This window comes from Microcoleus sp. BM001215392 (genome assembly GCF_036700185.1).
In the GTDB taxonomy this organism is placed as follows: Bacteria; Cyanobacteriota; Cyanobacteriia; order Cyanobacteriales; family Microcoleaceae; genus Microcoleus.
On record NZ_JAUBOJ010000268.1, the window covers coordinates 1 to 10,559 of the forward strand.

Sequence of the window (10,559 nt, forward strand, 5' to 3'; positions counted from 1 at the left end):
TGAATAGTCTGATTTTTATTTCTCCCTCACTCGTGAGAGGCTTTCAACCAATTCTCTCTGGTAAATTTATATCCCCGACTTCTCTAAGAAGTCGGGGATATCACTGTTATGTTTTTTAGGAATTTAGGCTCCCAGATGTTAAAATTATTCAACATCATCGACCATTAACATCAAATCCCTATTGAAATTGCGATCGACTTACCTATTAGTTTCCCACGGCAGCCGCGACCCCAGACCGCAAGTAGCTTTGGAAAACCTGGCTCAACTGCTGTCTCAAAAATTGGCTGACTCCTTCCCCGCAGTAGCCACCGCTACACTAGAACTCGGCCCCGCGCCACTCCACGAACAAATTTGCAGTTTTGGCGAACGTACCCTGTCGCTAGGGTTGACTCAGTTGCAAATCCTGCCCGTATTTTTATTACCGGGAGTGCACGTCGCCGACGACATACCGGCAGAGGTGGAAATTGCCCAGAAAACTTTTGGTTCCCGGTTAAAAATTGAAGTGCGCCCGCATTTAGGTTCCCAAGTAGCAGGCTTAACAAACTTGCTCAAAACTCAGATGCAAGAGGTAGCTTTTGTCCCCAATTTGCTGTTACCAAAATGGATTTTACTATCTCACGGCAGCCGCCGCCCCGGAGGTAACTCGACATTTGAAGAAATCGCCAGCCAACTCGGCGCAGAGACTGCTTATTGGTCGGTAAAGCCGAGTTTGTCAGAGCGAATTGACAGTTTGGTTCGCGGTGGACATCAGCAAATAGGAATTGTGCCATACTTCTTATTTAATGGAGGAATTACAGATGCGATCGCCAAAAATGTCGAGCAGCTACAGCAGCAATTTCCTACGGCAGAACTTCATCTCGCAAATCCTCTAGGCGCCAGTGTAGAATTAGCAGACTTAATTCGGGATTTAATTCAAAAATGAATCGCAAAGACACAGAAGAGGTCAAGGAAGCAAGAAAAATGTCTTTAGGTAAAGTGTATTTAGTAGGTGCAGGCCCCGGAGACCCGGGTTTGATGACTTTAAAGGGAAAAGCTCTGTTAGAGTGTGCAGATGTGGTGATTTACGACGCTTTAGTCAGCCCTCAAATTTTGGCAGCAATCAATCCGCAAGCAGAACAAATTGATGCCGGCAAACGCAAAGGTCGTCACTCGTTAATTCAGGACGAAACTACTCAATTAATGATCGACAAAGCTCAAAATAATGCCATTGTCGTTCGTCTCAAAGGCGGCGATCCATTTATTTTCGGGCGCGGCGGCGAAGAAATGGAAGATTTGGTAAAAGCTGGAGTTTCTGTAGAAGTCGTACCCGGTGTCACTTCTGGAATTGCGGCCCCGGCTTATGCGGGAATTCCTCTGACACATCGATCGTACAGTTCGTCAGTCACTTTTGTCACCGGCCACGAATCAGCCGGAAAATATCGGCCGGAAGTAAATTGGCAGGCGATCGCCCGCGGCTCCGAAACCATTGTAGTATACATGGGAATCCACAATTTGCCTCACATTATCGGCGAGCTCACAGCAGCCGAATTGAACCCAGAAACGCCCGTAGCATTAGTGCGCTGGGGCACGCGACCGGAACAAGAAGAATTGATCGGCACTTTGAGTACAATTGTAGAGCAAGTTGAGGCGGCTGGATTTGCAGCACCGGCGATCGCCGTAATCGGAAATGTCGTCAATTTGCATGAAACATTGTCTGGATGTCGCCCTGTTCATCAAACTGTAGAATAAGCGCAAAGATTGCCCTAAACCCTCGTAGGGTGCTTATGGCGCACCTTACCCAACGGATCGTGTGAAAATTGAGCTATTGCGTAAGTCCTATAGCAGCAAAAAAAGGCGATCGATCGCCCTTATTTGCCCCTACATCCGGGTGCATCTCATTTTTCCAAATATATTCGTATGGGCTATAGCATTTCGGTAGTAAATATCTGGTTATCACTAATAAATTGTCTGCCGAAATGCGAGAGCCCTTGCACTCATAGAGATGCACCCCTACATCCTCTCTAGCCAAGCCAAAAACTATAAATTCAAATAAGCGCTAGATTCTCGTTAGAATGGCATCAATTTGGGCTTGATGTATTGGCTGTTGGCGCGGATGAAGCACACTGGGCTGTTGGTCACCCGCAACCAGGAAGCGCCCCCACTAGCGGTGATGAAGCTGTTGAGACCGGAGATGATATGACGCACCTTACTAATTCTGACAGTTGCGTCCAGGATTGGTATCAAATCCGGTAGCATCGGAATTAATATTACCCACAGTCAGGAGACTGCACGTGCAGTCTCCCTACGATTGATCGGGCGATAATTATATCAATTCTGGTTGCACTCTTCGACATGATAGAGGAGACGGCTTGGCCTTTGTTCCTACCGTGATTAATTGTAGGGATAAAGGCCAAGCCGTCTCCTCATTTCGGGTAATATTAATTCCGATGCAACCGGAAACGACATGACATTGCCAACTGTCAACTGTCAACTGTCAACTGCCAACTGACTTAACGCGCCACTTGCCGCATATACTCCCCCCACAACTGAGCAGCATTTGCACTACCTCCCCCAGTCGGAGAATTATCATCATTTCCCAACCAAACTCCTGTCACCAGTTGCTGACTCGGAATATAACCGACAAACCACAAATCCTTATTATCATTAGTCGTGCCTGTTTTTCCAGCTTCTCCCAACCCCAAAGCCGCACTGCTACCCGTACCTCCCCGCACCACACCTTGCAGCATATCAGTCATCGTATCCGCTACACTTTCAGAAACTAATTGCCGATTTGCTATGCCATCTTTTTGATAGTCATAAATCACCCTACAACTTTTAAAATCATTTCGATCTTTGCAATCGCTGCTGTCAATAATTCGCTTGATTACGTGGGGGCGATTCCCCAAACCACGGTTAGCTAAAACCCCGAATGCACCTGTTAATTGTAATACATTGACTTCACTTTCACCTAACACTAAACCAGGGGCAGAACGCAGGGGAGATGTAATTCCCAAACGTCTCGCCATTTCCACTACATTGTCTAAACCGACATCTTGGGCGACTCTCAAAGCAATGGGATTTTCTGACTGCGCTAAACCCCGATACATATCAGCGCTACCGCTAGTTCTGGCGCAGCCGTTGTAACTTTGTCCTCCCCAATCAAGCGGCTCGCAAGAATAAGTTTTGCTGGGTGGTATGCCGCGCTCTAGGGCGGCGGCATAGCTGAAAATCTTAAATGTAGAACCGGGCTGTCTCAATGCTTGGGTAGCTCGATTAAACTGACTTTGCAAATAATCAACGCCCCCAACTAATGCTAAGACTTCCCCTGTGGTAGTATTGAGCGTTACCACGGCTCCTTGAGAAAAACCTGCATTCGCCCCGGCATTTTCTACGGCATTTCTTAGGGAAGATTCAGCGACTTTTTGCAGGCCGGGATTCAAACCTGTTTCTACAATAAAATTGCCTTCTCTAGCTAACTGCGCCCCTAGCAAAAACTCCAATTCGTCAAATACATAACTGTAGAAATAAGGCGCGATCGTACTTTGGAGGTATTGGCGGGCTTTGGGATTGATGTCAATTCGCGATCGCCTCGCGCGATCGGCTTCTTCCTGAGAAACAGCCCCCATGGCCCGCATCCGCTCGATCACCCGATCGCGATACTGCACCGCTAACTGATAACTTTGAATCGGATTAAAACTGTTTGGGGCTGGCAAAATACCCGCCAAAGTCGCCGCCTCCGACAAACTCAAATCCTTCGCCGACTTGCCAAAATAAAACTGAGACGCATCCTCAAAACCGTACAGATCAATTCCCAAAAACACGCGATTTAAATAAGTCAGCAACAGCTCATCTTTGCTGTAATAACTCTCCAGTTTCAAAGCAACTACGGCTTCCCGGAACTTGCGCCCTGCTGAATCTTGAGTTCCCACATAATCTCGAAACAAACTTCTCGCTAACTGCTGCGTCAGAGTGCTACCACCTTCGCGAATTCCTCCCCCGCGAACATTTGTCAATAGCGCCCGCAAAACCCCCAGCGGATCTACCCCCACGTGCCAATTGTAGCGGCTGTCTTCCGAGGCCAATACCGCCTTGGATAAATAAGGCGAAAAATCCTGCAATTTCTTTAATTCTAAGTGAGCGTTATTCTGAGGGGGACGCAGCGGAGTTTGACCGTCGCGGGCGTAAACAATCACCGGGCCGTTGATACTTCTCGGTAGAGGCCGCACTTGAAACTTGGTCGATTCAGCACCTACCAACAGCGCCATCAAAGCGGTAATTCCGCTGACGCCGTAAAAGCTGTAACGCACAAATTCCAAATACCAAGGCGGCGGATCTATGTACTGAATTCTGACGGCGGCGGCGAGTTCCGGCGGCCCTAAAGTGAACACGTCTCCGTGACGCAGGGACATACTTTTAACTCGCCTTTTGCCGCAGTAAATGCCGTTGGTAGAGTCTTCGTCTTTAATTACAAAAGGTGTTCGCCGCCGACTGTCCCGCGACAAAGATAGGTGCAGGTGGCTGACAACGGGATTGCGAACTACAATATCTGATGATTTGGACGATCGACCTAACAGATATCGATCGCCCAATAGCGGATAAACCTCAGCTTTAGCTGCACCCGCATCCTGCACCCAGAGTTCGGGTACTTTGGCATTCGGCTTCAGCACTAGCTGGTTAAAATTAACCTTGGCAATTGTCTGGACTGCTTGGGTAATCGCACCCAAGACGGTTTGAGGTTTGCGGGGCGGCTGCGGTGGGGTCATATTTCGCTATGGACTACGATCGAGCGATCGGCTCTTGCACCATTCTACTCGCAACTTTTGGCTATTTTCACAATCCGTCCCACACCAAGAGACGATTTTGGGAGCAATTTTGGCATTGGTGCGAGTCCTACAGACAAGCAACATCTCGGTTGTAGACTGATTTATCTAAATTTCGGGTGCTGGTGGTAAACTTGGAATCTACCCGATAAATTACCAAAAATAAAGTTTGTGCGATCGATCGGAATACAAATAATTTTCGACTAAAAGCCTCAACATAAAACTCAATTCCGCAGGCTGTAATTTTACTATAGTCATGCCGTCGCACAGGTTCTCAATCATATCAAACATCATCGTGCGCCGAAAATATCTTCGCCAAATCCAGACAAAAATCTGGAAAACACAGCATTCCCACCGTCTCATGCGGCAAAACAATTCTTTTCAACCTGTAACCAAACCTACCTTGATTATCTTGATACGGATCGTGATAAATTTCTAGGCAATTATCCACTAAATTCAAGATCCAGTAATCCGAGATGCCATCTTCAGCATAAACCGATAATTTTTCCCTTTGAGCGTAACTCAAAGTCGCATCAGCAATCTCAACTACTAACAAAATATCCGCAGGTTCCGGTGGAGCAGCCAAATAATCATCAGCTCGATTGCGAGCAACTACCGCATCCGGCACAGTTTCGCTCTCACCATACAAAATAATCGGTTGTTGTCCCCGCACGATCGCGCGATCGCCCAAAAGTATAACTAGAGAATCCACCAAATTAGCATAGCAATCTGAGTGGAATGTTGTATTTTGTGGCAGCAGTACGATTTCTCCCCTAATCAACTCTACCCGATCGTGTGGTTCAAAAAAACCCAATTCACCCAAGCGGTGATATTCAGCGATAGTAAAGCGTTTTGCAGCAACAGCAGTCATAACTATACAAATATTCCCTACTCTTTCCTAATCCTATTCTAGCGACCACGAATCCGGAGCAAGTCAAGATTTACTCGCTCGCCCTGCGATATCCCACACACAGCCAGCGCCCCTGCGTCATCTCAAATCAAACTCAACATCAATAAATTCTCCGTCGTTTCACCCAACTTGCTGCGGTGAGACTAATTTGCAACCGATCGCAATCTCGTCCAAGTGCATTAATCTGCCAATTAATCTGCTAATTGTCGCAATTTTTTACCCAAAAAAAGTACCGCTGCGATCGCAGCACTAAAATATTATAAATTTGCTAAAATCAACTTTTTCACTTTTGCAAGTGCGCCCGACGGTGAAGATGTTCTTAATTGCTGAACCCCTTGGGGTCTATTTATTCTTCCTGATTCCTGATTCCTGATTCCGACTTCCGACTTCACGCTTGACGAATTCCTGATGACTACTGACTTCTTGCTTATTATGCCTGATGCCTGATTCCTGATTCCGACTTCACGCTTGACCAATTCCTGATGACTACTGACTACTGACTACTGACTACTGACTTCTGACTTCTGACTACTGACTACTGACTGCTGACTACTGACTACTGACTACTGACTTCTTTGATAATTAAAACCCCCCTTAAAAAAGGAGGGTTTTAGGAATACAATATGCCAGATTGTCGTTACATCGAAGAACCCAAACCGGCATAAGCACCGTAGAAGAAAAGAGCCAAAATGCTCAGAGCACCGAGGCCTGCAACAGTAGCTACCAGCCACAAAGGAATTCTGCCACTTTCACTAAACATAGCCATCACCTCGCTAATTCACAGCAAAACAAGTTCTATTGAACCACTGACATCAGACTCGCGTCACCAGTTAATTAAAGAAATAACTGGAGAACAAAATACCCAGAGTAAAAATCATCAACAGACCCAAATAAAGGGAAGTCCGATTTAACTCTACGGGTTGTTCGTTGGGATTAGGGGCGCGTTCAGGCATTATAAACTCCTATCGTTGAATAAATTGCATTGCTGCGATCGCGCCCAAAAAGAAAATTGTTGGGACACCTAAAGTATGAACGGCCAACCAGCGTACCGTAAAAATCGGATACGAAATTGGCTCATTGTTTGGGGTTCTGCTCGTCATTTTTCCCAATCCTTGTTAAATTACTTGGCAATGAACTGATCTACTTGTTTCTTAGCTTCAAAGCGATCCGAGATAATCGGAACTTCTTCGCGCTGCGGTGTGAAATACTGGTTGGGGCGAGGAGTTCCGAAAGCATCGTAAGCCAAACCCGTTTGCACAAACAGCCATCCAGCAATAAACAAAGCTGGGATGGTGAGGCTGTGAATTACCCAATAACGGATGCTTGTAATAATGTCCCCAAACGGACGTTCTCCAGTTGTACCGGCCATTTAGAATCCTCCTTTCAACAACAAATCGACAGACAATCTCTATTACTATTCTACTATCAAGCAGCTTGCGCTGAACCTTGATATTTCAGTAGAGTACCGCTGGCACCGATCACAAATCCGCGATCGGGGCCCATAAAGACAATCCTGTAAAAATTAGCAGGAACATCTTCAACTTCGCGGTCTTTTTGCCAAGTTTTCCCGCCGTCCAAACTGCACAGCAAATTGCCGCCGCCGCCGGCTACCCAAACTTCATTATCAGTCCGGTAAGCCATGTCTAGCAAACCCCAACTCGCTTTGCGATCGGGAAAAAACGGTTTTCCCCAACCTTCAGGATTGGACGGATCGCTAAACTGAATCTGACCGCCGCGGGCGAGCATCCACAAACGCCCGTCCTTGGTAAAGCCCATATTTTGCAGGCGCCTAGAACTGTTGCGGTTGTGGGGTTCCCAAGATTCTTGTCCTGGTTTCCAGACCGAGTAGAAATTACCCTTCGAGGATACCGCAACATACTGCCCGTCTTCTGAACGGTTGATATTGCGAACTACCCCAAAGGAATCTTGTACGATCGCTTTCCAATTTTTGCCACCGTCAGAAGTACGGTAAATCGCGCCTACATCCGTCGTCATATCAGCCGTATTTGGGCCAATAGCTGCGATCGTACTTGGAGAACCCGGTAACTGAGAGCTCAAAGCAATCCGCGTCCAAGACGAACCCTCATCTTCTGTGTGGAGCAAAACCGACGGCTGGCCGACTATCCAGCCTTCCTTACCCGAAAAACTCACCGACGAAAAACGCGATCTCGGCTCGTCGATATCCAGTGCGATCGGTTTCCAGTTAGTCCCGCCGTCGCTCGTTTCAAACAGAGTCGCCTCCGAACCGACAACCCAGCCGTGGCGATCGTCATTACCTGTAAAGGCAATATCCTGCAAGTTAGCTTCCGTCGGCAAGGAAATCACCTGCCAAGGGTTGTAACTCACAGAACCGATCGTGCTGCAACTCGTACAGATGAGTGCAGCCGCCAATAACATTACAATTCGTTGCCAAAATCTCACAATCGTTTTACTGCAAACCATACATACTAAGTAACAACAAGAAACCAACGACCAAGCCGCCAAAAATTAGCAAACTTTTCTGACCTTCGGTCATGCCGTTCACACCCACACCGTAGCGCTGATTTGCCTTAAATCCCGATACCCCTTCGAGCTGACCGAGGTTTTGAAACATCGGTTTGCGCGCCGCACAGACGGGACAGACCCAAGTCATAGGCAAATCTTCAAAAGCCGTGCCGGGGGCAATATCAATTTTAGGATCGCCCTTTTTGGGGTTGTAGACGTAGCCGCAGGCGCGGCACTCGTGCCGGTCGAGGGTTTTAGTCTCAGTGGCTGGATCGCTCATAGCTCCAAAAGAGTAGGTCAGCTAATCTTAAAAATATACATTAAAAATTATTGCAGAAAATGTACCGTTAATCTCGATCGACCAGTAATTTCTGTTACCGAAAAATTGGGCCTAAAGCCCCGTGTCCCGATCCGACGGCTTTTATGATAAGTTATGTATTGTTGATTCGCGAGATGTTAAAATCCGGTCTCAACTGTATAAATCCAAAAAATCTCAAATAAGTTGGGGCATCAACTATCGGGCTAGGCAATATCAGACAAGCCGTGCTTGCTTTTGCTGTTTAAATCCACAATCCCCATGCCTTTAGGTTGGGGAGTATGTCAAACAACCCTTTCACAGAGGCAGTAATTATTCACCGTGTTTGCACTAAGCGGCTACGAGTATTTTTTAGGATTCCTGCTAATTTCCAGCCTAGTACCCATCCTCGCCCTCACGGCGTCTAAGGTACTGCGGCCCAAAAGTCGTCCCTACGACCGACGCACTACCTACGAATCTGGCGTCGAGCCGATCGGCGGAGCCTGGATTCAGTTCAACATCCGATATTATATGTTTGCCCTAGTCTTCGTCATCTTCGACGTAGAGACTGTCTTCCTTTACCCTTGGGCGGTTGCTTTCAACCAGCTAGGACTCTTGGCTTTCATCGAAGCCTTGTTTTTCATCACGATCCTCGTTATTGCTCTTGTCTATGCATGGCGCAAAGGAGCCTTAGAATGGTCTTAAGTTCTGACAAATCACAAAAATCGCTAATTGTCAACCCCGCAGAGCGCCCGCAAGTTACATCCGAATTATCAGAGAACGTCATCCTGACAACGGTTGACGACCTCTATAACTGGGCGAGACTTTCCAGCCTGTGGCCGCTGCTTTACGGCACGGCTTGCTGCTTCATCGAATTTGCAGCTTTGATCGGATCGCGCTTCGACTTCGATAGATTTGGGCTAGTACCTCGATCGAGTCCCCGGCAAGCCGACTTGTTGATCACCGCCGGTACAATTACCATGAAGTACGCCCCCATCTTGGTGCGGCTGTACGAACAAATGCCCGAACCCAAATACGTGATCGCCATGGGCGCTTGCACGATCACCGGCGGTATGTTCAGCGTAGACTCCCCCACAGCAGTCAGAGGCGTTGACAAACTGATTCCCGTAGATGTGTACATCCCCGGCTGTCCTCCTCGTCCCGAAGCGATTATTGATGCGATCGTCAAACTGCGCAAAAAAATCGCCAATGACTCCATCCAAGAACGGGCTAACTTGTTACCCACTCACCGCTACTACACCAGACCCCACAAAATGAAAGTAGTAGACGACATTTTGGACGGCAAATATTTGTCAATTCCCGGCCGCATCTCGCCACCGAAGGAGTTGACCGAAGCCATGGGAATGCCCGTACCGCCCGCCCTGCTTGCAGGACAAAAACAGGAGGTCAAACGTGGCTGAGACAGAATCTGCGATTGTTGAAGCTGGGAAGGTTTCTCAGTGGTTGACTCAGAATGGCTTTGAACACGAAGCTTTAGCGCCCGATAATTTGGGCGTGGAGATATTAAAGGTCGATCGAGAATTCCTAATTCCGATGTCCACAGCACTGTACGCCTACGGGTTCAATTATATGCAGTGCCAGTGCGCCTACGACCAAGGCCCTGGAGAAGATTTAGTCAGCGTCTACCACTTGGCGAAGCTGACAGATAATGCTTCTCATCCCGAAGAAGTCCGCGTCAAAGTATTCATCCCCCGCTCCGATCCGAGAGTACCATCAGTCTACTGGATTTGGAAAGCAGCAGATTTCCAAGAGCGCGAATCCTACGATATGTACGGCATTATCTACGAAGGACATCCGAATCTGAAACGGATTTTGATGAACGAAGATTGGGTAGGCTGGCCGCTGCGGAAAGATTACATTTCCCCCGATTTCTACGAGCTGCAAGATGCCTATTAAGGGATTTTTGAGTTTTTTTGTAAAAATTTAGTTGGTCGTTTTGCATCCACTTCCTTGGGGAGTGGGTGCATTTTTTGGCATTTTTTTAATTTACCAGAAAGAATTGGTTGAAAGCCTCTCACGAGTGAGGGAGAAATAAAAATCAGACTATTCA

The 10,559-nt window shown here is 47.4% G+C and carries 14 protein-coding genes; 5 read left to right on the forward strand and 9 right to left on the reverse strand.

The features are described 5' to 3' along the window. Window positions 1–181 precede the first annotated feature (181 nt). Window positions 182–922, forward strand: coding sequence for a sirohydrochlorin chelatase (locus QT974_RS23640; protein ID WP_442933209.1), 741 nt, complete (start codon window positions 182–184; stop codon window positions 920–922). Then, window positions 919–1,728: a uroporphyrinogen-III C-methyltransferase gene (gene cobA / locus QT974_RS23645; RefSeq protein WP_333470859.1), complete on the forward strand. Its 810-nt coding sequence runs from the start codon at window positions 919–921 to the stop codon at window positions 1,726–1,728. Before QT974_RS23640 ends, cobA begins: the two co-directional genes overlap by 4 nt. 761 nt (window positions 1,729–2,489) lie before the next feature. Here the strand turns inward: cobA and QT974_RS23650 are convergent. The 9 genes from QT974_RS23650 to QT974_RS23690 all read right to left on the reverse strand — a co-directional run bounded on the left by QT974_RS23650 (window position 2,490) and on the right by QT974_RS23690 (window position 8,473). Continuing rightward, window positions 2,490–4,742 (reverse strand): transglycosylase domain-containing protein, encoded by a 2,253-nt coding sequence (locus tag QT974_RS23650; RefSeq protein WP_333470860.1) that lies wholly within the window; start codon window positions 4,740–4,742, stop codon window positions 2,490–2,492. 127 nt (window positions 4,743–4,869) lie between these two features. After that, window positions 4,870–5,067 (reverse strand): hypothetical protein, encoded by a 198-nt coding sequence (locus QT974_RS23655; protein ID WP_333470861.1) that lies wholly within the window; start codon window positions 5,065–5,067, stop codon window positions 4,870–4,872. Between the two features lie 15 nt (window positions 5,068–5,082). Further along, window positions 5,083–5,670, reverse strand: a complete 588-nt coding sequence (locus tag QT974_RS23660) for a Uma2 family endonuclease (protein WP_333470862.1) — start codon at window positions 5,668–5,670, stop codon at window positions 5,083–5,085. A gap of 676 nt (window positions 5,671–6,346) precedes the next feature. Then, the gene (locus tag QT974_RS23665; RefSeq protein ID WP_293128692.1) at window positions 6,347–6,469 is read right to left on the reverse strand and encodes a photosystem II reaction center protein J; all 123 of its coding nucleotides are present in this window, start codon (window positions 6,467–6,469) and stop codon (window positions 6,347–6,349) included. 70 nt (window positions 6,470–6,539) lie between these two features. Next, a complete protein-coding gene (locus tag QT974_RS23670) occupies window positions 6,540–6,662 on the reverse strand; it encodes a photosystem II reaction center protein L (protein ID WP_333470863.1) in 123 nt (40 codons plus the stop codon). A gap of 9 nt (window positions 6,663–6,671) precedes the next feature. Beyond that, on the reverse strand, window positions 6,672–6,809 hold the full coding sequence (gene psbF, locus QT974_RS23675) for a cytochrome b559 subunit beta (protein ID WP_006635504.1): 138 nt from the start codon (window positions 6,807–6,809) through the stop codon (window positions 6,672–6,674). A gap of 20 nt (window positions 6,810–6,829) precedes the next feature. Further along, window positions 6,830–7,078, reverse strand: a complete 249-nt coding sequence (psbE, locus tag QT974_RS23680; RefSeq protein ID WP_333470864.1) for a cytochrome b559 subunit alpha — start codon at window positions 7,076–7,078, stop codon at window positions 6,830–6,832. A 56-nt stretch (window positions 7,079–7,134) separates the two neighbouring features. Next, window positions 7,135–8,151: a photosynthesis system II assembly factor Ycf48 gene (locus QT974_RS23685; RefSeq protein WP_333470865.1), complete on the reverse strand. Its 1,017-nt coding sequence runs from the start codon at window positions 8,149–8,151 to the stop codon at window positions 7,135–7,137. After that, window positions 8,138–8,473, reverse strand: a complete 336-nt coding sequence (locus QT974_RS23690; RefSeq protein WP_333470866.1) for a rubredoxin — start codon at window positions 8,471–8,473, stop codon at window positions 8,138–8,140. Before QT974_RS23690 ends, QT974_RS23685 begins: the two co-directional genes overlap by 14 nt. 357 nt (window positions 8,474–8,830) lie before the next feature. On the opposite strand from QT974_RS23690, the gene ndhC reads away from it, so the two are divergent. The 3 genes from ndhC to QT974_RS23705 are packed head-to-tail and all read left to right on the forward strand — an operon-like array spanning window position 8,831 to window position 10,405. Next, window positions 8,831–9,193, forward strand: a complete 363-nt coding sequence (ndhC, locus tag QT974_RS23695; protein WP_006635500.1) for a photosynthetic/respiratory NAD(P)H-quinone oxidoreductase subunit C — start codon at window positions 8,831–8,833, stop codon at window positions 9,191–9,193. Beyond that, a complete protein-coding gene (ndhK, locus tag QT974_RS23700) occupies window positions 9,184–9,909 on the forward strand; it encodes a photosynthetic/respiratory NAD(P)H-quinone oxidoreductase subunit K (RefSeq protein ID WP_333470867.1) in 726 nt (241 codons plus the stop codon). The genes ndhC and ndhK overlap by 10 nt, the downstream gene beginning before the upstream one ends. Beyond that, the gene (locus QT974_RS23705; RefSeq protein WP_333470868.1) at window positions 9,902–10,405 is read left to right on the forward strand and encodes an NAD(P)H-quinone oxidoreductase subunit J; all 504 of its coding nucleotides are present in this window, start codon (window positions 9,902–9,904) and stop codon (window positions 10,403–10,405) included. Before ndhK ends, QT974_RS23705 begins: the two co-directional genes overlap by 8 nt. The last annotated feature ends 154 nt before the right edge of the window (window positions 10,406–10,559 follow it).